This is a genomic window from Rhodococcus sp. F64268 (assembly GCF_023015605.1).
Taxonomy (GTDB): domain Bacteria; phylum Actinomycetota; class Actinomycetes; order Mycobacteriales; family Mycobacteriaceae; genus Rhodococcus.
In genome coordinates this window covers 92,527-116,550 of record NZ_JALKAI010000001.1, presented here as the reverse complement: position 1 = coordinate 116,550, position 24,024 = coordinate 92,527, and the positions used below count along the sequence as shown (strand labels likewise).

The following is a 24,024-nucleotide window of genomic DNA, read 5'->3' as shown; positions in this document are numbered from 1 at the left end:
CCAGAGACCGACCGGTACGATCGGCTCCGCCGGCATGGGGGCTCGGCTGTCGTGCCCCTGGTCGTATCGACACGATCGGAGCGAAGTCGGAAATGAAACGTCGTCGGTTCCTACAGGCATCAGCATTCGGCGCAGCCGTGGCGTCCGTGGGTGTCGGGGGCCCCGGGCTTCCGGTCGCCTCGGCACTGCCCCTCGGCATCGACGAATACCGTCGCCTCGTCCCCGAACTGTTCACCCCTCCCCCCACCCCACCGGCGCATTCCGACGTGATCGTGGTGGGTTCCGGATTCGGGGCGAGCGTCGCCGCGCTGCGGCTCGCGGAATCCGGATCGCAGGTGACCGTGCTCGAACGCGGCATGCGCTGGCCCCGTGACCCGCAGCGGGAGATCTTCACGACAGATCTGCTCGCCGACGGGCGCGGCTACTACCACCGAACCTCATTCACCGGCCCCACCGGAATTCCCGTCGTGTGCGACGACTTCGCGGGTGTGCTCGACGTGACCGACTACCCGAACATGTCGGTGTGGCGCGGGGCAGCGGTCGGTGGCGGCTCGATCGTGTTCACCGGGGTGATGATCGCCCCCGAACGGCACTTCTTCGAGCATGTTTTCGGCAACCGACTGAGCTACGACGAGATGACCTCGACGTGGTACCCGAAGGTGCGGGCGATGTTGCGGCTCGATCCGATGCCCGACGACATCTACAACGCCCGCGAATTCACGCACTCGCGACGCTGGGACGACGACGCCATCAAGGCCGGCTACACACCGCACCGTATCGACGGCATCTGGGACTGGGACATCGTCCGTGCCGAACTCGCCGGGTCGGTGCGCCGGTCGGCGGTGGCGGGCGAATCGAACCTCGGCAACTCCAACGGCGCGAAGTTCGACCTCACCCAGAACTACATTCCAGCGGCGGAAGCAACCGGTCGCGCGCAGGTGTGCCACGCCCACCGGGTGCTGTCGGTCGGCCAGGAACCCGATGGCCGCTATGTGGTGGAGGTGCAGGCCGTCGATCCCACCGGTGCCGTCCTGAGTACCTCGACGTTGACGTGCGACAAGCTGGTGCTGGGTGCAGGCTCGGTCGGCACCACGGAACTGCTCGTCAAGGCACGTCACACCGGATCGCTCGCAAACCTCGACGAGCACGTCGGCCGCGGCTGGGGCACCAACGGTGACGCGGTGCTCGTGCGCTCGATCGCCGTGACCGACGCATTCGGCGGCGATCAGGGCGCGCCTTCGGCCTCCCGCGTGGTCGACGAATCGGGTCTGCCGTTGAGCCTCGAGAACTGGTTCGTCGCGGGCACCGCGAAGGATGTGGGCATGCTCGCCTCCCTCGGCATGACGCTGGACCCGACACGCGGCGAGGTCGTCTACGACCCGAACGCCGATCGGGGTGTGGTGAATTGGCCTTCGGGCGGCGAACGCGCGAGCGTCGACGCACTCCGGGCCGTGCACAACAGGATGGCTGCGGCCGGCGGCACCGTACCCGGCGCCGAGCCGATGGCGGCGGACGTCAACGCGTCGTTCACGGCGCATCCGCTCGGCGGTGTGGTGATGGGCGACGCGACGGACGACTACGGCCGGGTGCACGGGCACCCCGGCCTGTACGTCGTCGACGGTGCCCTGATCCCCGGGAGCACCGGCACGGTCAATCCGTCACTGACGATCGCCGCGCTCGCCGAACGCAACATCGCGCAGATCATCGCGTCGGGCAGGTAACAGCGCCGTTCAGGACACCGGCAGCCAGCCGGCGAGCCGGTCCAGCGCCGCCGACACGTCCGCGCTCGATCCGGCGAACGACAGTCGCACTGTCTCGTCGCCTCGGACGGTGTCGAAATCGATGCCGGGCGCAAGCGCCAGACCCGTGTCGTGCAGCAGCCGGGAACACCACGCGGTCGACGTCTCGTCGCCGAGCAGATGGGCGATGTCGGCGTATACGTAGAACGCGCCGTCGGCAGGTGCCAGCTTCGTGATGCCGAGATCCGGTAGGCCGGACAACAGCAGTTCCCGGTTGGCCGCGTAGCGGGCGACGTGCCCGTCGAGTTCGGCACGCGCTTCGGCGCTGAACGCCTCGATCGCCGCGAATTGTGCGATCGACGGCGGGCAGACCGTCATGTTCGACGCCAGGCGCTGCAAGGCCGGCCGCAGCGATTCCGGAACGAGCATCCACCCGAGTCGCCAGCCCGTCATCGAGAAGTACTTCGACACCGACCCGACGACGACCGACTCTCGCGACGTCGCCCAGGACGTCGAAGTGTCGGGCGAGCCCGGGGTGTCGAATTCGATGCCGTGGTAGATCTCGTCGGAGATCAGCAACGCGCCGTGATCGTCGCACCACCGGGCCAGTGCGGCGAGTTCGTCGGGTTCGATCATGGTGCCGGTCGGGTTGGCCGGACTCGCGACCACCAGTCCCGCAGGCGGGGTGTCGAGTGCCTCGAGCATGGCAACGGTGGGCTGGTAACGGGTGTCGGGACCGCAATCGAGTTCGACCACGTTGCAGCCGAGCGCGGCGAGGGTGTTGCGGTAGGCGGGGTATCCGGGCCGCGCGACGACCACGGTGTCGCCGGGGTCGAACGCGGCGAGGAACAGCAGGGTGAAGGCACCCGATGACCCCGTGGTGACCACGACGTCGTCGGCATCGACATCGAGTCCGTACCGCTCGCGGTGGTACCCGGCGATCACTTCGCGCAGCGGAAGGATCCCGAAGGTCTCGGTGTAGCCGAGCAGTTCCGTGTCGACGGCGTGGCGGGTGGCCCGCAGCACCGGCACGGGCGCCGGTGTCGACGGCTGCCCTGCAGCCAGGCTCAGCACGTCACCGTGGGTGCGCTGCCGTTCGGCGGCGGCCTTCCACACATCCATGACGTGGAACGTCTCGATTCGGGAGCGTCGGGATTCAATGCGCACGACCACGACGGTAGTCCTCCGCTCCCGGCGCTCAGAGCCGGATGTGCTGGCGGCCGAGCACGGCATCCCACGCGATGGGGACATCGTGAAGTGAAGCCGGGGCGCCGAACACCGCAGCACTGCCTGCGTCGTCGGCGGCGGAGACCGCAGCGGGTACCACGGGCAGCAGCAGGTGCGAATCGAATCGCCCGCCCGCATGCACGATATGGAAACCCTGGTTGATCGTGTCGTTGTGCCGGATGTCGGGAAGCGTGTCGAAGTCGTGGCCCGTGATGACCAACGCGAGCGAGGACCCCGCTTCGAAGAAGGTGCTGTGCGGCATGATCTCGATGTCGACGGGCACGATCTGTCCTGCCGACAGCGGCCAGTACTCGGCAGGGTCGATCACCGGTCGGTATGCGGTCGACGCCTCCGGATCGAGTGCGCGCCGCGAGACCCGGATCCATCCGTGCGCGACGACCGCCTCTTCGAACCCGTCGTGGCCTTCGAAACGGACCTCGTTGCCCGACGGATCGATCTTCTTCAGCGCGACGAACAGGTCCATGTCCTTGGCGTCCTTGGCCTCGACCCACAGCCGCAGAGCGGCGTGGCCCGTGACCTCGGTGTCCTCGTCGAAGGTTGTGGTGAAGACCAGTTCGTCGCCTGCGACGGGGAACATCCGGGCACTGGCCTCCTCTGCGGGCCGCTCCGAATGCAGACCACCGCTGGCGTGATCGAGATGGAGTGGAACGTAGCGGGTGTCCGGAATCGGCCACCGGGATTCATGCCGTTCGGAGTAGGTGCGCAGGTCGTGTCGGGTTTCGAGGCGAACACGCGGGGTCTCGTCGAATCCGTTGTCCTCGCCCTTGAGGAAATGGTCGAAGAACCGGCGTTGTACGTCCAGCGCCTCGACCCCGTAGAACGTCTGCCAGGTCTTGCGGCCGTGCGTGTACAGCCACTTGTCGGGCGATCCCAGCTGTGAGAAACCGGTGATGGAGCCACGCGTGCGAGGCCCCTGATCGGACCACGACGCTCCCACCAGAGCGGGCACGGTGATGTCGGCGAAGGGCGGTGGGCCCACGACGTGCCTGCAGCGGTCGGGGAATCGTCGCCACAGCCACGGAGAGATCCTCCGGATCGACGTCGACGGCGAGCGGCTGCCGCGCTGCGTCGCGCGCCACCAGAAACTGCTGAAATGTGTTTCCGGGATTCCGCCGTGGCTGAGCGTGTCGCGGAAGGGATCGGTGATGCCCTCCCACGGGGAGAAAGCGGCGAGATGCGGCGGATGCTGCGCCGCGGTGTACCACTGCAGGGTCGCCAGATGCGACACCCCGGCCATTCCCACCTTGCCGGTGCTCCACGGTTGTTCGGCTGCCCATTCGACGACATCGGCGGCGTCTGCCGCGATCCGGCCGAGCAACAGCCGCGGGCGGCCCTCGCTGGCGAAACAGCCGCGCAGGTCGGCGACGACAACGGCGTATCCGCGCGGCACCCAGTAACCGGGGTCGGGGGCTTCGAACGCCGTGTGATCACTCAGTTCGAGTTCTCCGACGAAGTTGCCGCCCTGCGCGAGTTCACCGAAACTCACCGGATAGTCGTCGACACAGGCGTCCTTGCCGTACGGCGTCACACAGACGAGGACCGGGTGCTGTTCGGATCCCTCCGGCCGGAAGACGTTCGCCCGCAATATGGTGCCGTCGGCCATTCGGATCGGGACACCACGCTCGACAATGATGTCGCCCGGCAGCGAGTAGAGCCTGACGCAATGATGCGCGAGCGGAGTCGGATCCTGCGTCGATCTACGCTTCCACGAACCCATTTGTCACCTCTGGCCTCTTCAGAAGATGCACCGAGTGTGAAACATTCAATCAGTATGCGCAAGTTCTTCCCGCACGGGAGCAAGTCAGAGCGCGATGCGTCCCTCGACCGCGGCAAGACCGATATCCGTGCGGAAATGGCCGCCTGCGAGCTTGATGTCATCCAAGGTCGCGTAAGCGTCCGCACGCGCAGCCGCGAGATCGTCGCCGACCCCCACGACGCTCAGCACCCGACCGCCCGCCGACAGGAGCGCTCCGTCGTCGCCGCGCTTCGTGCCGGCGTGAAGGACCTTGTCGCTGTCTGCACCACCGATGACGTCGCCGGTGCGCGGGGTCGCCGGGTAGTGCTCCGCAGCCAGCACGACCGTCACCGCAGCACCGTCGCGCCATTGCAGCGGCGGCAACTGCGCGAGCGTGCGGTTCGCCACCGCACCGAGCACCTCGCCGAGCGGGGACTCGAGTAGCGCGAGCACAGCCTGCGTCTCCGGATCACCGAAACGGCAGTTGAACTCGACGACCGCGGGACCCTCCTGCCCCATGGCCAGACCCGCATAGAGCAGGCCGGAGAAGCCACAACCCCGGCGCACGAGTTCGGCAGCAACCGGCTTCACGACTTCGTCGACGATCCGAGTGACAGCACCTTCGGGCAGCCACGGAAGCGGCGTGTACGCACCCATACCACCGGTGTTGGGGCCGACGTCACCGTCGCCGACCCGCTTGTGATCCTGCGCGGGCAGCAACGGCACCACGGTCTCGCCGTCGACGAGGCAGAACAGGGACACCTCGGGTCCGTCGAGGAACGACTCGAGCAGCACGGGGTGTCCGTTCTCGATGATCTCCGCCGCGTGATCACGGGCGGCGTCTCGGTCGGTGGTCACCACCACACCCTTGCCCGCGGCGAGTCCATCGTCCTTGACGACCCAGGTCGGGCCGAACCGGTCGAGCGCCTCGTCGATGATCGCGGGTGAATCGACGACCTCGCTGCGTGCGGTACGCACGCCTGCTGCGGCCATGACGTCCTTCGCGAAAGCTTTCGACCCCTCGATACGAGCAGCGTCGGCGGACGGGCCGAAGCAGGGGATGCCTGCCTCGCGCACGGCCTCGGCGACACCGAGAACGAGCGGGACCTCGGGTCCGATCACGACGAGGTCGACCTGCTTGTCCTTTGCGAGCGCGACGACCTGATCGGCGGACGAGGCATCGACCGCGTACTGCTCGGCCACCTTGGCGATGCCGGCGTTGCCCGGGGCAGCCAGGACGGCCGTCACACCCGGGTCGCGGGACAGAGCCAGAGCGAGAGCATGTTCACGGGCACCGGAGCCGATAACGAGTACGCGCACGCACGACAGACTACGGGACCGGGCTCCACACGAGATCGGCACGGCCACGGGTGCGGGCGACGGCGGTGGCGTTGGGCAGATCGACTTCATGAACCCAGTCGCGGGCCTGCGATCGCGCACGACCACCTACGCGGTGCCGTCGAACGAGGCGCGGAGTCAGCGTCTCCGCCGGCACGTCCAGGTAGATCACGAGATCCAGAAGTGGACGGATTTCCTGCCAGCCACCGGCGTCGAACAACAGGTAGTTCCCTTCGGTGACCACGACTCGCGCAGACCGTTCGATGGCATGCACCGCCGCAACCGGGTCGTCGAGTCTGCGCGAGAAACCGGGGGCGTACACGGTCTCGTCCCGGCGCACTCGCACGCGCTGCAGCAGCTCGCGGAATCCCGCCACGTCGAACGTGTCGGGTGCCCCCTTGCGTCCACGGGCACCGCGGGCATCGAGCTGGGCATTCGACAGATGAAAGCCGTCCATCGGCGCCAACCCCGTCTCGATTCCGGCGCGGGTGAGCGCACCGACGAGCAGTCCGGCCGCGCGGCTCTTGCCTGAGCCGGGCGGACCGCACAGCCCGACGACCGTCCGGCGGTGCGCGGGTAGTGGGGCCAGGACCTCGGTGACAAGCTCGGCGATCAGCGCATGTTGCGTACCGACACGTGCAGATCCGGACCCGTCCATGACGGTGACGATACGACCGACCCGGTCGGCGGGCTGGACACATGTCCGTGCCACGCATATCGTAAATTCGTAATTCCGAATTTCCGAACTTACGGAGTACCGATGTCGACGAAGGTCCTCGCTGCAGTTGCCGTCACGACCGCCCTGACACTCACGGCGTGCACCGACTCACCGCCCGACGACGCCACCGCAACCGGCACCGCAACCTCGCCGGCCGTCGATTGCGGCCCGCCTCCCGCCGCAGACGTGACGAGCCCCGAAGGCTGGATCGGCTACCTCGCCGAACACCCCGACTCCGTAGGTCTCGTCATCGACGACGGACACGGGAACGTCGTCGCACACCGCGCCGACGACCCACAACCACTCGCGTCGGCAGTCAAGGTCGTCCACCTTGCCGCGTACGCACGAGCCGTTGCGGACGGCACCCTCGACCCCGCCGAACAGATCCCGGTCGCCGAATGGGAACGCTGGTACCTCCCGGACACGGACGGCGGCGCACACCCCGCCGCCATGCAACGCCTCGGTGTCACCCCCGAGGGCACGGTCGCCCTCGACGACCTGGTGACCGCGATGATCCAGGAGAGCGACAACGCCGCACCCGACTACCTGCGCGATCGACTCGGCGACGACGCACTGACCGCAGCAGCCGAGCAAGGCGGCTGGGACGACTTCGCACCGCCCACCATGCTCGGCAATACGCTCGGGTTCATCGCACCGGAAGACACCGACGCCGACCTGTGGGACACCGCGCAGCGCTACGCGAACGACCCGGGCTTCCGCGCCGAGATCCACGAACTCCTGCAACAACCCGACGTGTTACCCGATGATCCGTACGGCGAAATGGACCGGATTCAACGCGACGACAATGCGGGCACAGCCGAGCAACTCGCGAGCATCCATCGGGCGATCGCCGACGGGTCGTTCGGGAGCGGAGCAGACATCGCCCGCGGGCATCTGGAATGGCAACCCGCACCTCCCGGCACCGAAGGTCTCGGATTCAAGGGCGGAAGTCTGCCCGGGATACTCACCGAAGCAATGAGTCTGCGGCTGGCCGACGGCACCGTCGCGACCGCAGTGATACTGACGTCGAACATGACGGAAGCCGACTACACGGCTGCGCGCGGAAGCTTCGCGCACCAAGGTCTGATGTTCGCGGCGATGACCGAGCCCGAGATCTTCGATCGGATACGGTGCGCTGTGTGAACGACCGCCCGACCGGCAGCCACGAGGACCGCATCGCCGACCTCGAACGGCGCATCCGACTCCTCGAGAACAGCGCCGCGCCCGAGGAGAACCCGGTCTCGGAATCACCGGGCGCAGCGGGCAGCATCGGCTACCAAGGCGCCGTGTCGTTGTCCGGCAACGTGTCCTGGACCATCGAATACGACGCTGCCGCCACCCTCGATCTCGATGGGTCCGCGATCGCAGCGGTCCTCGACGCGCTCGGCAGCCCCGACCGGCTCGCGATCGTGCGGACCCTCCTGCGAGGTCCTGCCACTGCAAGCGAACTGCAAGAGGCGACGGCCCTGTCGTCCCCCGGCCGTCTCTACCACCATCTGCGGACACTGTCGGCCGCCCACATCGTCGAACAGCAGTCCCGTAACCGCTATCACATCCCACCTGCGAAGGTCGTCCCCCTGCTTGTCCTCTCACTCGCTGCGGCCGATGTCGCCGAGCAGCTGTGATCGGCCTATTGTGCCGGTATGGCTTCCGTGTTCAGCATGATCATTTCCGGTGACCTACCCGGCCGTTTCGTGTGGGAGGACGACGATGTCGTCTCGTTCCTCACCATCAATCCGCTCACCGAGGGGCACGTCCTCGTCGTTCCGCGACAGGAAGTGGATCACTGGCAGGAGATCGACGACGACCTATGGGACAAGGTCAACCGTGTCGCCCGGATCGTCGGACGCGCAGTGTGCGCAGCGTACGAAGCGCCGCGCGCCGGGCTGGTGATCGCCGGTCTCGAGGTCCCCCACCTGCACTTGCACGTCTTCCCGGCGCACACGCTCGGCGACTTCGATTTCTCGCAGGCCGAGAAGGATCCGTCGGCCGAGTCGCTCGACCGGGCCCGCGACAGGATCCGGGCAGCGTTGCGCGAGCAGGGGCACGCAGAACACGTCCCCGACTGAAGCTACGCCTCAGTGCGCCCGCGGCTGCGACGCTGTCGACACCGACACACCGGCCGCCGCGGGCGCTGCTCCCGCGCCGTGCGGATCGTCGCCGAGCGGGTTGTCCAGAAACGCGGCCAGCTCCACCCACGACGTGGCGGGGGCCGTCGTTCCCGCGAGAATCCCGAGGTGGGTACCCGGAACACGAACGCACCGCACCCTCGGCGACCCGGTGAGAACCGACGTGACCGGCTCGACCGATGGGATCGGAGCGAGAACGTCGTCGGTGCCGCCGAACGCCAGCACCGGCACGTCGACATCGGCGAGTTCGACGACGCGACCGCCGAGCTCGAGCCGTCCCGTCGTCAGTTCGTTGCCCACGGTCACCTTCACCGCGAGCTGACGGAATGCCCGACCCGCGTAGCCTTCGATCTCGTTCTGGAACCGGTCGACGCGTTCCATACGCGCGAGCTTGTCGCGGTCGGCGATATTGGCGGCGACGAACCACGGCCGCCTCACCTCGCGCTCGAACGCGGTGACGCGGTAGGCAATCCGCACCAGCGGTGCAGGAATCCCGCCGAACAGATGGTCGGCGACATCGAGCGCCGGTTCTGCGAGATACCTACCTGCCAACCGGGGAAGGGCCATCAGCGGAATCTTCGCGTAGTCGATGGGTGTCCCGAACGTGGTGATCGAGCGAACCGGTAATTCCGGGTGGGCCGCAGCAGTCAGTAGCGCAAGGCTTCCCGCGATGCTCCACGCGACGAGGTCGACGTTGCGTCCGCCCGACAGTTCCGCAACGCGATGAATCGCTTCGGGAAGCACGTCGTCGATCCAGAATTCGAGTCCGAGGTCACGATCGTCGTCGGTGATCTCCCCGTACTCGATGAGAAAGACGCTGCGGCCGAGCCCGACGAGGTGCGCGGCGAGACTCTGCTCGGGCATCAGGTCGAAGCAGGTCGGCGACGCCGCGAGCGGCGTCACGAGCAGCACGGGGTCGCCGCCGTCCTCGGGGCCGAAGCGGCGCAGCGTCCGGTGGGGGCCGTCGCCGACCACGACCGACGGCGTCCGGTGCGGCTCGGCGACACCGTCCGCCACGAACAACGACCACGCGTTGTGGGCGGCCTTCGACACGAAATCCGCGATCCCCATCTGGCTCCCTACCTGCCCTGCGAATCGGCATGATGCGAAACGCAGTCTAGAGGAGGGCGGGATGTCACTCCGGGTGCAGGCGTGGCATTCGCACGCGGAACGTCGACCCCCGGCCGGGGATGCTGTCGACGTCGACCGTCCCGCCGTGCGCGGCGACCAGCGCGGCGACGATGGACAGTCCCAGACCACTGCCGCCCCCGATGCCGCCGGTGCGTGAACGAGAACTGTCGGTGCGATAGAAACGCTCGAACACGCGCTCCCTGTCGACTTCCGACAATCCGGGTCCGGTGTCGGCTACCTCCAGCACGGCATCGGCGCCGACCGTACCCACGCGGACCGTCACCGCTGCGTCGGACGGCGTGTGGGTCAATGCGTTGGTCACGAGGTTCCCGAGGACCTGGCGCAACCGGACATCATCGCCCAGCACCTCCGGTGTGCCGGGCCCGTCCACGACCGCGAGGTCGATGGTGCGGTCCGGCGCGACGACCCTCGCTCCGTGCACGGCGTCGGCAGCGATCGCGAGCAGATCCACGGGCTTGCGTTCGAGCGGTCGTTGCGCGTCGAGCCGTGCCAGCATCAGCAGGTCTTCTACGAGGACGCCCATACGACGGGATTCGCTTTCGATGCGCGTCATCACCATGTCGGTGTCGTCGCTCGCACCCTGCTTGTAGAGCTCGGCGAATCCCCGGATCGTGGTGAGGGGCGTGCGCAGTTCATGGCTCGCGTCGGCGATGAAGCGGCGCATCCGATCTTCCGACCGGCGAGCAGACTCCTCCGACGCGGCGGTCGCGGTGAATGCCTCCTGAATCCTGGCGAGCATCGTGTTGAGTGCGACGGAGAGCCCGCCCACCTCGGTCCTCGGATCCGTTTCGGGGACGCGCTCGTTCAGGTCGCCGGCCGCGATCGCAGCCGCCGTACGCTCGACCTCCTGCAGCGGGCGCAGACTGTGCCGGATTGCGAAGTATCCGGCGATGCCGAGAAGAACGAGCACGACACCGCCGATCACCAGTTGCAGAACGACGAGTCGGTCGACGAGGTCCTCGGTCTCCGACAAGGTCAATGCGACCGTGGTGGTGCCTCCGTCCCGATCATCGGTCGTCAGGACCCTCCACTCGACACCCGACCCGTCGGCCGAGCCCACCGTGCTCAGTCCCGCTTCGGGTACCGGAGGCAGCTCGGGAGACTCGGGCTGGTCGTTGATCAGCAGCCGAACGTTGCCGTCGGCGTCGGTGAGATAGACGTAGAACGGACTCGGCGGACGTCCCGGGTCCGCAGCCTGCCGCGGTGGAGGAAGAAACCCCAGCGGCTTCGCCCAGGTCTGCCCGGCATCGTGCAGATCCCGGTCGACGCGGGAGATCATCGACGTCTCGAACGCCGAGGTGACAGCGAAGCCCGATGCCAGCAACCCCAATCCCGCGAGCAGGACCAGCGCCGCAACCAGCTTCAGCCGCAGCGGAACAGCATGCAGTCGCGGGAGCGAACGCGAGTTCACGCCCTGGGCTCACGCATCACGTAACCCACTCCCCGCAGGGTATGGATCAGGGGAACGTCACCGGTGTCGACCTTGCGCCGCAGGTACGACACGTACGACTCCACCACCCCCACCTCTCCCCCGAAGTCGTAGTTCCACACGTGTTCCAGGATCCGTGGCTTGCTCAGCACCGTGCCTGCGTTGACCACGAAATAGCGCAGAAGTGTGAACTCGGTGGGAGACAGCGAGACCGGCTGCCCGGCCTTGAACACCTCGTGGGTGTCGTCGTCGAGTTCGATGTCGGCGAACCGGACGCGCCCCGAGCGCTCGGACTCCGACACTTTCCCTGCGCGCCGGAGAATCGTGCGCAACCGTGCGATGACCTCTTCGAGGCTGAACGGCTTGGTCACGTAATCGTCGGCGCCGAGTGTCAGCCCCGAGACTTTGTCCTCGACGGCATCCTTCGCGGTGAGAAAGAGGACCGGGGCGTCGATGCCGTCCGCGCGCAGGCGCCGCAGCATCCCGAACCCGTCCATGCCGGGCATCATGACGTCGAGAATCATCGCGTCCGGACGGAAGCGGCGGGCCCTGTCGAGACCTTCGGCGCCACTCGAAGCCGTCTCGACCTCGAACCCCTGGAACTTCAGGCTCACCGACAGGAGTTCGACGATCGTCGGCTCGTCGTCGACGACCAGAATGCGGGCCTCGGGATTATCGGTCACGCGGACGATTGTCGCGCCCGCCCCTCGAGTCCCGCTGGGCGTTCGCTGTGAGCTTCCTGGGAACGGATGCGGTGAGATGGCCCACCAGGCCCTTGCCGCCGTCGACGGGCGTTCCTAACCTGGAGCGATGGTGACCGCATCTCGGTCTCCCGGACGAGCGCACCGTACCCGGCCAGCGACAAGACGGTGCAGGAGTTGTCATCATGGCATGGATCGTCCTTGTGTTGTCCGGTGTTCTCGAGGCCGTGTGGGCCACCGCTCTGGGTAAAGCAGCGGGTTTCACCCGGCTGGCTCCCAGCATCGTCTTCCTCGTTGCGCTGACGCTGAGTATGGCCGGCCTGGCCTACGCCATGCGCACTCTCCCGATCGGCACGTCCTATGCGATATGGGTCGGTATCGGCGCCGCGTTGACCGTGGGGTACGCGATGGTCAGCGGTACCGAGACCGCGTCCGTCGTGAAGATCCTGTTGATCGCCGGGATCGTCGCATGTGTGGTGGGGCTGAAAGTCCTGCACTGATCGCCGGGCTGATTTCTGTGTGTCTCCGGTTACAGTGAATTCATGAATTTGGGGTCCGTGTTGGCGGCACCGTTGCGAGTCGGCCTGGCGGCGGCAGATTCCGCGCTGCTCGTCGCCGAAACGGTCATCGGCACGATACGTATTGCGGTGTCGCCGGCGACCTATTCGGCGCTGGGCGCGATCGGGCTGAACGACACCCGAGACTCGATCGGGTTACTGCAGCAGGTGTCGCGGTTGACCGCAGATGATCGCGGTCTCGGGCAGGCCCTCCGCCCCGGCGGCCCACTCGACCGGCTCCTCGCGACCGGTGGTCCGGTTGATCGGCTCACTGCCCCCGGCGGCCCACTCGAACGCATCCTCGAACCAGGAGGAGCGCTCGACCGGTTGACCGTTCCCGGTGGCCCACTCGACCGGGTTCTCGCCGACGACGGAGCCCTCGACAGGCTCCTGTCGGAGGGCGGGCTCCTCGACCGCATCACAGCGCCCGACGGCCCGCTCGAACGACTACTGGCGCAGGACGGCGCAGTCGAGCGACTCACCACGCCGGGCGGCCTGGTCGATACTGCGCTCCGGCCCGGCGGAGTCGTGGAACGCGCACTCGCCGAAGGCGGCACGCTCGACGTGCTGCTCTCCGAGCGCGGCGCCCTCGAACGCCTACTCGTCGAAGGCGGCCCCCTCGATCAGATCGTGTCGCTGTCGGAGACCCTCGCAAGCTTGACTCCGGGCATAGTCCGAATGAACGAGAGTGTCGACACTCTGCAGGAAACAGTCGAGCTGCTGCGCGGCGCGGTGGGCCCGCTCGGCGACCTCGCGGGCAAACTCCCGGGCCGTTGGTTGCGCAGCAGTAAGGGCGAGATCCTCCCGCCTCCCTGACCAGGAACGATCCGACGTATCGAGAGCCTCAGCGATCCTCTCGCCGCGTCGCGACCAGCGCTGCCGCGTCGGCACCGGCCCGCACCACTGCATCACGTAACGACACACCGGTGCCGAGCAGAGCCGCGAGAGTGCCTGCGAAATGGTCGCCGGCACCGGTCGTGTCGATTACGTCGACGCGAGGAACCTCGATGTGCTCGACGCCGTCGTTCGTACCGATCACGATGTCGTCGCCGCCCCGCGTCACCACAACAGTGGGAACCCGCTGGAGCAAACGCCCGACCGTGGCATCGATGTCGGTGCTCGGCTCGGTGTTCGCGTAGTACGCGGCCTCGTGTTCGTTGACGACGAGCGGGTCGGCCACCTGGAGTATTTCGGGGGCGACCGGAGCGGTGGGGCTGGGATTGAGCACGAACCTGCGCTGTCGAGCACGGGCCCATGACGCCACAGCGTGCGTCACCGATGGTGGGAGTTCGAGCTGGGTGAGGACGACAGCCGGATCCAGCTCATCGAGCGCTTCGGTGACGTAGGCCGGGTCGAGGAGTCCGTTCGCACCGCCGATCACGATGATTCTGTTGCTCCCGTCCTCGGCGAGAACGACGATCGCGCGCCCTGTCGCGGCATCGAGTTCGGTCAGGTGACGCGTGTCGACACCCGCGCGGCGCTGGGCATCTCGCAGAGTGTCCGCGGCGTCGTCGTTTCCGACCGCCCCGACGATCGCGGTCGACGCCACCTCGGCCGCTCCGATCGCCTGGTTGGCGCCCTTTCCGCCCGGGTAGGTCGACAGACTCCGGCCCAGCACCGTCTCCCCGTCCTCCGGGGCACGCGTCACGAGCGCGGTCAGGTCGAGGTTCAGGGAACCGACGACAGCCACGACGCAGCGGTTCGCTGCCTCGATGTCAGCCGACGGCACTGCCCGGTTCCAGTCCCGGGCACACCATGTGCACTACGTCGTCGGCCCAGGTCTCGTCGACCCGGCCGTGCCGCAGGTAGGCGCCGAGGTACGAACCGACGAGCGTGGACACCGCGGTGTCGATATCGAGATCCGCGCGGAGGGCACCTGCATCGACAGCGGCACGGAGCACTTCGGCCGCGACTTGGCTGCGACTGTTGATGATGTCGCGGAACGATTCGGTCAAATCCGGGTCTGCGTCGGTGAGGACCGCGCTGACGCTACCCATACCGATGTCGCTCGAGAGCGCGACGCGAAGCAGATCGAGGGTCCACTTCACCCGGTCGTACATGCAGAGGCCGTCGGGTATGCGCGGCGCCGCGGACTGCGAATCGAGTGCGGCATCCAGCAGTTCGTCGCGGTTGGCGTACCGACGATAGATGGTGGTCTTCGCGACACCGGACAACGCCGCGACGGACTCCACGGTGACCCGGTTCGGTCCGTGCTCGCGCAGGATCGCGAGCACCGCACCCAGAATTCTCGCGTCCGTCCCGGCACGCGACTTGGCGGAACGTCGCGGCGATACGGACGCGGGTACCACGTCGGCATCGACAACCATGTCCATCCCTTCTAGGGCGAGTGTTCCCCGCCAGTGCATCGAGTTTGCGGAAGAACACCCCCCGAAATCAAACACTACGAAACGATACGCTACGCTGAGCGTATCGTTTTGCCAATTTTTCAGATTTCAGGAGCTGCGCATGACAGAGATCTACGCACCCACTTCCGCATACAACTTCGATTCGGAGACGCTTCTCGAGAGCTACCGCACATACGACGCAGTAGAACGCGCGATCGACCATCTCTCCGACGAAGGCTTCGCCGTCGAGTACCTGAGGGTCGTGGGCCAGGGCGTCACCACCGTCGAACAGGTAGAAGGACGGATGACCACGGCGCGCTCGACCGCCAACGGCGCAGGCGTCGGCGTATGGACAGGCCTGCTGTTCGGACTCCTGCTCGCCGTTTTCCTTCCGGCGAGCACCGTCGCCGGACCCATCCTCGTCGGCATCGCGCTCGGAGCCCTATGGGGCGGCGCACTCGGCTTCGTCGCCCACTACAGCACAGGCGGCAGGCGCGACTTCATCTCCCGCAAGAGCATCGAGGCGAGCCGATACGACCTGATGGTCGAGCAGGATTTCGCTACCGAAGCACGGGAGAAACTCGCACTGCGGTGAATTCCTCGCCGCTCGAGTACGCTCTTTCGCCCCGACAAGTCTGCCTCGAGATGGCATCATCCGGATATGGCCGATCCGACGTCGAATTCATCGCCGAAGTTGTCGGTGGGTACTGCCGTGATCGTCAGAGCCGGGGTTGCCGAAGCGAGATCGACACCCGGCAAGATCGTGGAGGATTACGGCAGTTCCCAGCAGGTAGTGGGCGCAGACCTCGGACGCGACTGGGCACCGATCCGCAGGTGGGCGGTCGCGCTCGACAACGGGCGTCTCGTATTCGTCGACGACGACGACCTGGAGATCGCTCCTGTCTGATCCCCGCACTCAGGCCGCGACAATCCCTGCCACAGGAATCCTGGCATCGACGGCCTGACGGAAATTGATCATTGCGCGCTCGAGGTGATCCCTGTTGGTCACCAGCACAGCGCCCGTTGCGCGACGCTCGAGCAGGACATCGTTGGTGAATCGCGCGTTCTCCACCGTGGAAGTCGACTCGGATTCCTCGATGATCCGCTCCGGCGGAACACCCCGCGACACCAGCCACTCCTTCATGGCACCGGCCTCGGTGATGCCGTTGCGAGGCACTCCCCCGGTGACGACGACGGGTGACTCCGGATAGCGCTCCGCCGCGCGGAGAGCCGCTTCGAGTCGTTGCGCGAGCACAGGCCGGATCTTGCCGTCCTCGGTCAGCCCTGCCCCGAGAACCACGAGATGGGTACCGATCGGATTCATGTCGAGCATCACCGGAAAACGCGGGGTCAGGTTCTCCAGCTCGGTGCACGCGATGATCAACTCGTCGATCGTGCCCTGACAGAGCGGAGTGACCGACAGTATTCCGTTGACGATTGTGTCCACCGAAGGTGTTGCAGCTGCCTGCCCTGTCGAAAGTCCGAGCGTGGCCGTCGCTGCCACTGTCGCCGCGAGCACTGTCCGTCGCACACCACTCATACACGTCCACCTTCCAAGGAGCGGTCGGATTCCGGATGGGCCGCACTGTGCCACATCCAGTGGGCCAGGTGGGCATGGCACCCGCGCGATCGGGACCTGTCACCACACCCGCAAGAAGATTTGAGGACCCCCGACAACGTGGCACGCCTGCTCGTTGGCGGGCGCCACCGCACAACGAGATCGAAAGCGCGGCGCTCGTCAGAGGCGTGGACAAACCCGAACCGCATGTGCCAGAGTTTCGACCACAAATGAAAAGGCCCGCCGCGAGATTAGGCCCTCGCGACGGGCGGTTGTCCGACTAGTACAGGAGTCGAACAGTGACCGAGCATACCCATGTTCCCAGTTCGGGTGGTATCCGTCGTGGGCCACGTCTGGCCGACAACTTCACCATCCTTTCCAACGCCCTCATCAACGATGAGCGCCTCAGTTTCCGTGCACGCGCAGTGCTGATCTGGCTTCTGTCCAAGCCCCACGACTGGAGTATTCGCTCCGACGCCATCGCCCGGCAGTCTCCACGCGAAGGCCGCGAAGCGATCCGCACCGCGATGCGCGAACTCGCCGAACACGGCTACCTCGTCCGCGAGAAAATCCAGGACGAGCGTGGCCGGTGGTCCACCATCCAGACCGTCTACGAAGAGCCCCAGACCGCCACGCCCCCGCCTCCCGTTCCGAAGCCCAGGAAATCGGATTCCGGTAAAGCGACCGACGGAGAACCGGGCGCTCTCACAAAGGACGAATCTCCAAGGACCGAAACCGACAACGACGCCGCGCGGACGATCGAATCGACCGGAGACGACACCCCAACCTCAACGTCGTTGTTGTCAGCGGCAGACTTTCTCGCCAGGAAGACTCGCGCGGTCGTCGACGAATCCCACGCACTCTTCACCACGCTCGAAGCGGCGACTCTCGCTGCGGGCCTGCCCGCGTCGTACGCGCGCATCAAACCCGAACAGAGGCGCGAAATCGCCACGCTGATCGAACTTCACGGCATCGACGCGCTCGTCGCGGCGGCCACCCGCGCGCACCGGCCCGAGAACCCGACAATGCACGTCCACGGCTGGATCCGGCTGTGGAGGTCCCTTCCGGTCCACCGTTCGCTGACTCGATCGAGTTCCTGTCGCAAGTGTGTGAACGGGTGGGTCGAGGACGACGAATACGAGATCGTCGGCCGCTGCGAGTGCCGACGTGCTGCGTGATGCGCGACGGACTCGGTACCACACCGCTGCGGTCGAATACGCCCGCCTCACGACCCCCATCCGAGACGCCGCCTGGCAGCGAGGGCGCCAACCGTGCGACATTGGTTCACGAGCTTATCGGCGTTCCATGAAGTGTTGTCCTACAAGATGTCTCGTGAGTACCGGGGATGGCTCGATTCTGGATCTGACGGTCCACCCTCCAGACATGTAGCGCAGGTGGGCGTTGATCAAGGTGCCGATGCCAAGAGATGCAGCCAAGGTGGACGGGGCTGCTGGCGATCCGGGTTGGCGAGATCGTCAAAAGGCCATATGCCGACCCTCCGCAATCAGGGCACCCACGTAGCGCCTCGACGTCGAGCCGAGCCACAAGACGGTTATAAAAATCACTCAATCTCTTGGGCTGCAGCAGTTCTGGATGGCGTTAAGATGCCGATAACCCTCGTTATGTTAACCGGGGTGAAATCGGACATCCTCGGGACCGCTGCGGCAGGACGTCGGAGCGGTTCGACATCCTCTGGCCCGTTCTGTATCGACGCGACATCCCTTCGGGTTCCGTGCCGCCGCCCAGCCTCTGCTCGCCCCCTTGGGCCGGGCTTCGACTCGCGCCGGCCCAAGGCGCCCGGGCCGGATCGAGTCGGCGAACCGATCGCCACACAGTCACCGACGGCGCGCTGCGCCGACACGCAGATCGCCAATGCCCCGATGTGATGACGCCATGCGGTCGACGACGCGTTCGCGGTCTACACGCGGCACATCCTGCAGGGTGATGTGCAGACGGCAATGCGGATGAGCCTCGTCCCTCGAAGTGCGGATGCCACCCGTCGCCGTGCTGACGTACTAGAAAATTTTACCGAGCAGGTTATGTCCGGCATAAGACGGAAGGCCCTGCTTCGGTGATCCCTTGATCATCGAAGCAGGGCCCTAGCAGGCCGACTGCAGGGGGGATCGGTACCTGCTCGCGCCCGGAGATGGAGGCACGCCGCCTCATCCACGCTGCACGCACACCGTTGGCACGACGTGGAACCTGCGGTAGATGCTTGCGGGACGAACCATCGACAGGTGCGATGCCCTCCCCGGCAACGACATCCATTGTCGATTAGTACATTAATCAATTCGGTTGTTTAACAACAGTGTTCGGTACGATGAAAAATCTGCAATACCACCACCTATATGCGGCGACCGACCCTGGCTGCGGAGGTGCGTATATGTCGTCAGCGGCCGTTGCGCCTCAAACCGAAAGGTCCATAAGGGGCTCGTGCAGAGAGCTCGCACGTACGCACTTCGGATTGTGGACCAAGTGGTGCAACCTTCACTGCGCTGAACGCACATCCAAAGAAAAGAACCTTTAAACCGAGCCTTTGTTGGCGCAAGTCCTGCGCTACACCAGCTTCTCGCGGAAGTCTCCATGGGTCCCGCAGAGGTGCGCGCGAGCAGTCCTGCCAATCAGTCGACTGCTGCCTTGTACGAATATCTCAGACGTCGATTACGCCATGCAACGTGAAACCGAAGTATCCGACGTTCGACCGGGTTACCGCCAACTCGCCGAGCGAGTCGACTTCCTCATAGGGATGCGGGTGAACGGTGAGTGCTGCGTCAGCTTCGTGCCATTCGGAATAGACGAAGTCACGTGTATCTGCGCGAGTAAAACGAGGGACTGGGAGTGAGCCGGGGTTGCGCATGTCGGGCATACCAATTGCACCGATGGTGGGTCGGGCAGTGTAGCCCAGGGCCTCACTTTTCTCGCCGGTGAGGACCGCTTGAGCTTCAAAGACGACTCGGTCCCTCGCCGACAGGACACCGCCAATCTTGGTGCCGGCAGCAAGAGGCGACGCTGCAGGATGTGCGATGGGGAAACTTTGTGTCAGCCACGTGTTCCCAGTCTTCTTCGGCAGCCCCTGCAATATTCCCCTAACAAGGGACGCATCCTGATTGACCCACATAGCGGGGCAGTAATTATAGATTTCGCCGTCCGGTTGCTCGACCTCCAGCATGAACGATGTCTCGCGGAACTGAGACATGGTGGGATCCAGGAGATCGTCAGAGGTGGCGGTCGCCTGCCAATAGACAAAGTGCACGCATCCATTACCTGTGACTCGTCCGAGTCCCTCAGGAACGAAGGTGGAAGCCCTTGTGGCGTCGTAACTGAATCCCACATTCAGGGCCCAGGCGGAGTAGTACCAGGGCGGGGTGGGCAGCAGTGCCGCCTTTCCGGTCGTCGTGAGCGGGGGGGTGAAGCTCTGATGCTTCCAAATCTCAGCCATGGCGTTCCTCTTCGTCGAGTCGTTGGCGGGGCTGCACCTTAGTTGCAACAGCCACGCCCGAGTCACCGGGTGATGCCGTCAGGTGAGCTGCTTGTCAGACGATTACCCGAGCGGTGTACGGAGACCCCATCCACCGCGGCCAATCGGACCGCACCTTTACCTAACAGCCCCGAGTTCCATCGCAATTTCATTCAGTGAACTACTCTTGCAATGGCTGAAACCATAAGACTGTTCGATTCGCGTGTCAACAACATCGCCACTCGAACCTTCCGGAGAGTGCTGATACCCTTCGGTAGGTGAAAGACAACGTGGCTACAGAAAGCCGCTCCTCCACTCTTTCGGGGGTCGAGCGGACAGCACGAATCCTGCAGGCGGTTGAAGCAGCGGGGTCTTCGAACCTGGCCGAGATCGCTAGGCGCACCAACCTCAACGAGGCCACCGTCCTGCGCTATCTGAACAGTCTCTCCTCGCTCGGGTTCATCGAGCGTGTCGAGCCTGCGACCTACCGGCTCGGCTGGGAGATCTTCCGCCTTGGCCAGAGGACGCTTTCCACGCAGGTGCCCCGGGCAGCAATCAGGCCAGCCATGGAGTCCCTGGTCACGGAGTTCAACGAGACAGTGAACTTTGCGATCGTGAGACAGCGCGCCATCGTGATCGTCGACGTCGTCGAGAGCAGCCGTGCAGTCAAAAAGATCAGTTTCGTCGGCCAGTCCGACCCATGGCATGCCTCCGCCCTCGGCAAATCAATACTTGCGACCATGCCTGATCTCGAATGGCGCGCAGTCTTGGAAGAGGCAGGTTTGCGGCGGCTCACCGAACATACGATCACCAGTCTCAACAAGATGGAGGTCGAGATCGCAGCCACACGAGAGCGAGGGTACGCAGTTGACGACGAAGAGGTCGACGACGAGTTGACCTGCATCGCAGCCGCGATCCCTACCAGTGACGGAAAGCCCGCTCAAAGTGCACTGAGCATCAGTTTTGTCACGCACCGACTCACCCCTGGCCGCGTTGAAGATGCTGGACACAAGATAACGGCCGCGGCCAAGGAGATTGCACTCCGCTTGAACTGATTCACGTCTTCCTGCAGCGCTGCCGGGCTGCCGTCGCGAGTCCGACAGCACGACTGTTGTCCTAGAACGATATTCGGCGATCGCTCCTCTAGCGCTGACGATTCTTGCATGAGCCAGCATACGAGGTTCCTCAATCATCATGGTGGACAAGGTCCGAGTTTCACCGCGACACCTCCCCGGATCGGAGCTCCATGGCTACACGGCGTTACGCACCCGACAGACGTGACCAGATCATCGATGCGACACTCGAAGTGATTGCTACCGAAGGAGTCGCGGGCACCACTGCCCGGAAGATCGCGGCCCGTGCCGATGTCCCCCTCGGTTCGATCACCTACCACTTCGAGAGTATGGATGACCTCCTGCGAGAGGCATTCACGCGCTACACCACCGATGTGAGTGGCCGATCGAGCGCCCGTCTGGCTGCCGCAACAACCCGAGACGAGGCGAAAACGGCAGTAGTAGAAGTCATTCTGCGTGACCTCTTCGACACTCCCGAATCATTCTCGATCACGCTTGAACTCTACAATCTTGCATCTCGCAGGTCCGAGTACCGGAAGCTCGCCCAGGACTGGATGGCCCGCAGTCGCGCGTCCTTCCGCCGTCACTTCGACGAGGACGAGTCAAGGATGCTCGACGCGTTGGTGGAGGGGATGTCGATCCACCAGTCTCTTGACCCGCAAGCGGATGCCCGAGCAATCGTCCGGCGCAGCGTCGAGAGAATCCTGAGCTGACCGCACTACTCGGATTCTTGCGGAGATAGGACACGATCCACGGGCGATGCGGCCGTATCTGGTCCGCCTCGAATTGCCACTCCACCAGGCTGCTGCGACCGAGCAGACCCACCGAACCTACCCAGAACTGGGCACGGAGCCCCCTCCTTGCGTCGGCGCGGCTGCCAATCTCCCTGGGGGTGTTGACAGTCACAAGCCCTACCCTTACGGTTTCGTTCAACGAAGTGCTTCTTCACCCAATGAAATAGCGCTCCAGTTCGGCAATCCCTCCAACCCCATCAGATGGTCTACGTGGCCCGTTGCAGCCTCCGGTTGATCCGAGACGGTTCAAGTTTCTTGCCCGAGTTGGACGTTCGCGCAATCTCAGACCAGAGAGACGAAATCGGTATGAAAATCGATTCTGGAACCATTGCCTCTGAGCCCCCTGGTGAGAATTCCTCCTCAGGACGACGCCTCGGAGTCACAGCCGCCCTCGTGGACTCGAAAGGGTCTTACCACCGCAACGAGTTGAAGAAGGATTCGTTGGGAGTACCCAGCATCTTCTTCTACATCATTGCGGCAGCGTCACCTCTGACGGTCGTCGTGGCTGTTTTTCCCATCATTCTCGGTTCCGGAAATGGAATCGGGATGCCGGGAGCGTTCCTAGCCGTCACGGCGGTATTGATGATTTTCGCCGTAGGCTATGTGGCAATGAGTCGACACGTTACGAACGCTGGCGCATTCTATGCTTACGTAACCCTTGGCCTCGGACGTCTGCCCGGACTCGGCTCTGCTTTCCTCGCGATATTTGCCTACAACGCGATCCAGGCCGGACTGTACGGGGGATTCGGGTATTACACCTCCACCTTCCTTTCCAATCGGCTCGGCATAGAAATTCCATGGTGGGCTTGTGCGCTTGTGGCACTAGCCTTTTGCCTGGCGCTAGGAATCCAGGGGGTACACTCGGGCGCTAAGGTTCTCGGCGTCTTCATGACACTTGAGATTACCGCCATCGCAATGCTCAGCGTGTGGTCCTTGTTCGCTGGCAATGTCCCGGTCTCCGAATTCTCGTTGGAACCGTTCAAACCGTCGGCAGTATTCGCGGGAGCCTTCGGTGTCGCAATCATGTTTGCTCATGCGTCATTTATCGGATTCGAGGGATCTGCGATCTACAGCGAAGAAGCGAAGGATCCACAACGGACAATACCTCGCGCCACCTATCTCTCGGTTGCTTTCATGGGAGCCCTCTATGCGATCTCGGGTTGGCTTGTCATGAACGCCCTCGGACTGGGACGGGCAGTAGAAATGGCACAAGCGGACAGTGGGTCGTTCATTTTTGACGTTGGCGACGATCTGATCGGACACAACATTTCAGTTTTCTTTCAAGTCCTAATCATTACCGCCATGTTCGCAGCGATAATCACCTTCCACAACAATGTCGCCCGCTATCTGTTCTCACTGGGCAGGCAGGGCCTTATCTGGGGGCGGCTCGGATGGACGCTGCCAAGTCGGCAGACCCCGTGGGTCGCTTCCGTGGTGCAATCGATTATGGCCGGCATGGTCGTCTTGATCTTCGCAATCTGCGCGCTCCATCCATTCGACCAACTCTTCACCTGGGCGACTGGAATCGGTGCCACCGCGGTGATCTTGTCTCAACTCATCGCCGGGATTGCCATTTTCGTGTTCTTCCGCCGTTCGAGCGTGGACAAGAGAACCTGGAATACCTTTATCGCGCCCCTCTTGGCCATCCTCGGCCTTGGGTCGTTCATGTTCTGGACAGTCCGCAGTCTCGACGTCTTGTTGAATGTGACCGGACCTGCTGTGTTCGTGATGATGTCCCTGGTCTTCGTGGCCTGCTTGTTGGGGATTGCATACGGTGTTTTCTTGCGACTGACGTCGCGTGAAAAGTATGACCGGATCGGACGCGCTCTCAACGAACGCGAACTCGACGAGCCTGCTCCCGAAGCAACGTAGCGGTCTCTCACCTCGGCCGGTGGAGGCTACGCGCATCTTTATGTGGACACGACACACGTAGGCGACGAGGCGGTGACGACTTGTTCGTCACGCAGATCGCAACCAGCCAGCAGAAGAGGGCCTGCACCCGTAAGGGTGCAGGCCCTCTTCGTACAGCTTGGCCTTTCACTCCGAGGAAG

Annotated in this window: 23 protein-coding genes and 1 riboswitch; of the genes, 12 read left to right on the top strand and 11 right to left on the bottom strand. The window is 64.7% G+C overall.

Annotated elements, in window-relative coordinates; all coding sequences use genetic code 11:
* Positions 1–92: 92 nt before the first annotated feature.
* Positions 93–1,721, top strand: a complete 1,629-nt coding sequence (locus tag MWU77_RS00525; protein ID WP_169688221.1) for a GMC oxidoreductase — start codon at positions 93–95, stop codon at positions 1,719–1,721.
* Between the two features lie 9 nt (positions 1,722–1,730).
* Here the strand turns inward: MWU77_RS00525 and MWU77_RS00520 are convergent, their stop codons facing one another.
* From MWU77_RS00520 to MWU77_RS00505, 4 genes are all read right to left on the bottom strand, one after another.
* On the bottom strand, positions 1,731–2,906 hold the full coding sequence (locus MWU77_RS00520; protein ID WP_169688220.1) for a pyridoxal phosphate-dependent aminotransferase: 1,176 nt from the start codon (positions 2,904–2,906) through the stop codon (positions 1,731–1,733).
* Positions 2,907–2,937: 31 nt separating this feature from the next.
* A complete protein-coding gene (locus MWU77_RS00515) occupies positions 2,938–4,704 on the bottom strand; it encodes a CocE/NonD family hydrolase (RefSeq protein ID WP_240959132.1) in 1,767 nt (588 codons plus the stop codon).
* 84 nt (positions 4,705–4,788) lie between these two features.
* The gene (purD, locus tag MWU77_RS00510; protein ID WP_169688219.1) at positions 4,789–6,042 is read right to left on the bottom strand and encodes a phosphoribosylamine--glycine ligase; all 1,254 of its coding nucleotides are present in this window, start codon (positions 6,040–6,042) and stop codon (positions 4,789–4,791) included.
* A 10-nt stretch (positions 6,043–6,052) separates the two neighbouring features.
* A complete protein-coding gene (locus MWU77_RS00505; RefSeq protein ID WP_169688218.1) occupies positions 6,053–6,718 on the bottom strand; it encodes a nucleoside/nucleotide kinase family protein in 666 nt (221 codons plus the stop codon).
* A gap of 102 nt (positions 6,719–6,820) precedes the next feature.
* Between MWU77_RS00505 and MWU77_RS00500 the strand changes: the two genes are divergently transcribed.
* The 3 genes from MWU77_RS00500 to MWU77_RS00490 are packed head-to-tail and all read left to right on the top strand — an operon-like array spanning position 6,821 to position 8,847.
* The gene (locus MWU77_RS00500; protein ID WP_247272694.1) at positions 6,821–7,921 is read left to right on the top strand and encodes a serine hydrolase; all 1,101 of its coding nucleotides are present in this window, start codon (positions 6,821–6,823) and stop codon (positions 7,919–7,921) included.
* Positions 7,918–8,403, top strand: a complete 486-nt coding sequence (locus MWU77_RS00495; protein ID WP_169688216.1) for a helix-turn-helix transcriptional regulator — start codon at positions 7,918–7,920, stop codon at positions 8,401–8,403. The genes MWU77_RS00500 and MWU77_RS00495 overlap by 4 nt, the downstream gene beginning before the upstream one ends.
* Positions 8,404–8,421: 18 nt before the next feature.
* Positions 8,422–8,847: an HIT family protein gene (locus MWU77_RS00490; protein WP_169688215.1), complete on the top strand. Its 426-nt coding sequence runs from the start codon at positions 8,422–8,424 to the stop codon at positions 8,845–8,847.
* A gap of 9 nt (positions 8,848–8,856) precedes the next feature.
* On the opposite strand, the gene MWU77_RS00485 is transcribed toward MWU77_RS00490, so the two are convergent.
* The 3 genes from MWU77_RS00485 to MWU77_RS00475 all read right to left on the bottom strand — a co-directional run bounded on the left by MWU77_RS00485 (position 8,857) and on the right by MWU77_RS00475 (position 12,171).
* Positions 8,857–9,978, bottom strand: coding sequence for an alpha/beta fold hydrolase (locus tag MWU77_RS00485; RefSeq protein ID WP_240959131.1), 1,122 nt, complete (start codon positions 9,976–9,978; stop codon positions 8,857–8,859).
* A gap of 64 nt (positions 9,979–10,042) precedes the next feature.
* Positions 10,043–11,470, bottom strand: coding sequence for a HAMP domain-containing sensor histidine kinase (locus tag MWU77_RS00480; protein WP_169688214.1), 1,428 nt, complete (start codon positions 11,468–11,470; stop codon positions 10,043–10,045).
* A complete protein-coding gene (locus tag MWU77_RS00475) occupies positions 11,467–12,171 on the bottom strand; it encodes a response regulator transcription factor (protein WP_169688213.1) in 705 nt (234 codons plus the stop codon). The genes MWU77_RS00480 and MWU77_RS00475 overlap by 4 nt, the downstream gene beginning before the upstream one ends.
* Positions 12,172–12,298: 127 nt before the next feature.
* A riboswitch (guanidine-III (ykkC-III) riboswitch) is annotated at positions 12,299–12,364 on the top strand.
* A gap of 10 nt (positions 12,365–12,374) precedes the next feature.
* On the opposite strand from MWU77_RS00475, the gene MWU77_RS00470 reads away from it, so the two are divergent.
* Positions 12,375–12,689 (top strand): multidrug efflux SMR transporter, encoded by a 315-nt coding sequence (locus MWU77_RS00470; protein WP_169688212.1) that lies wholly within the window; start codon positions 12,375–12,377, stop codon positions 12,687–12,689.
* A gap of 42 nt (positions 12,690–12,731) precedes the next feature.
* Positions 12,732–13,562: an ABC transporter gene (locus tag MWU77_RS00465; protein ID WP_169688211.1), complete on the top strand. Its 831-nt coding sequence runs from the start codon at positions 12,732–12,734 to the stop codon at positions 13,560–13,562.
* A gap of 28 nt (positions 13,563–13,590) precedes the next feature.
* Here the strand turns inward: MWU77_RS00465 and MWU77_RS00460 are convergent, their stop codons facing one another.
* Both MWU77_RS00460 and MWU77_RS00455 read right to left on the bottom strand, forming a co-directional pair.
* Positions 13,591–14,475: a ribokinase gene (locus tag MWU77_RS00460; RefSeq protein ID WP_247272693.1), complete on the bottom strand. Its 885-nt coding sequence runs from the start codon at positions 14,473–14,475 to the stop codon at positions 13,591–13,593.
* Positions 14,462–15,073: a TetR/AcrR family transcriptional regulator gene (locus MWU77_RS00455; RefSeq protein ID WP_240959129.1), complete on the bottom strand. Its 612-nt coding sequence runs from the start codon at positions 15,071–15,073 to the stop codon at positions 14,462–14,464. Before MWU77_RS00455 ends, MWU77_RS00460 begins: the two co-directional genes overlap by 14 nt.
* Before the next feature lie 139 nt (positions 15,074–15,212).
* Here MWU77_RS00455 and MWU77_RS00450 point away from each other — a divergent pair, with 139 nt between their 5' ends.
* Positions 15,213–15,686: a general stress protein gene (locus tag MWU77_RS00450; protein WP_169688209.1), complete on the top strand. Its 474-nt coding sequence runs from the start codon at positions 15,213–15,215 to the stop codon at positions 15,684–15,686.
* A 66-nt stretch (positions 15,687–15,752) separates the two neighbouring features.
* Positions 15,753–15,998, top strand: a complete 246-nt coding sequence (locus tag MWU77_RS00445; protein WP_169688208.1) for a hypothetical protein — start codon at positions 15,753–15,755, stop codon at positions 15,996–15,998.
* 9 nt (positions 15,999–16,007) lie between these two features.
* Here MWU77_RS00445 and MWU77_RS00440 read toward each other — a convergent pair whose 3' ends face one another.
* A complete protein-coding gene (locus MWU77_RS00440) occupies positions 16,008–16,631 on the bottom strand; it encodes a YdcF family protein (RefSeq protein WP_169688207.1) in 624 nt (207 codons plus the stop codon).
* A 317-nt stretch (positions 16,632–16,948) separates the two neighbouring features.
* Between MWU77_RS00440 and MWU77_RS00435 the strand changes: the two genes are divergently transcribed.
* Complete coding sequence (locus tag MWU77_RS00435) at positions 16,949–17,827, top strand: replication protein (protein WP_247272692.1); 879 nt, start codon at positions 16,949–16,951, stop codon at positions 17,825–17,827.
* Between the two features lie 1,472 nt (positions 17,828–19,299).
* Here the strand turns inward: MWU77_RS00435 and MWU77_RS00430 are convergent.
* A complete protein-coding gene (locus tag MWU77_RS00430; RefSeq protein ID WP_247272691.1) occupies positions 19,300–20,088 on the bottom strand; it encodes an acetoacetate decarboxylase family protein in 789 nt (262 codons plus the stop codon).
* Positions 20,089–20,384: 296 nt separating this feature from the next.
* Here MWU77_RS00430 and MWU77_RS24880 point away from each other — a divergent pair, with 296 nt between their 5' ends.
* From MWU77_RS24880 to MWU77_RS00415, 3 genes are all read left to right on the top strand, one after another.
* On the top strand, positions 20,385–21,161 hold the full coding sequence (locus MWU77_RS24880) for an IclR family transcriptional regulator (RefSeq protein ID WP_247272690.1): 777 nt from the start codon (positions 20,385–20,387) through the stop codon (positions 21,159–21,161).
* A 191-nt stretch (positions 21,162–21,352) separates the two neighbouring features.
* A complete protein-coding gene (locus MWU77_RS00420) occupies positions 21,353–21,892 on the top strand; it encodes a TetR/AcrR family transcriptional regulator (protein WP_247272689.1) in 540 nt (179 codons plus the stop codon).
* 474 nt (positions 21,893–22,366) lie between these two features.
* Positions 22,367–23,845, top strand: coding sequence for an APC family permease (locus MWU77_RS00415; RefSeq protein WP_247272688.1), 1,479 nt, complete (start codon positions 22,367–22,369; stop codon positions 23,843–23,845).
* Positions 23,846–24,024: the final 179 nt, after the last annotated feature.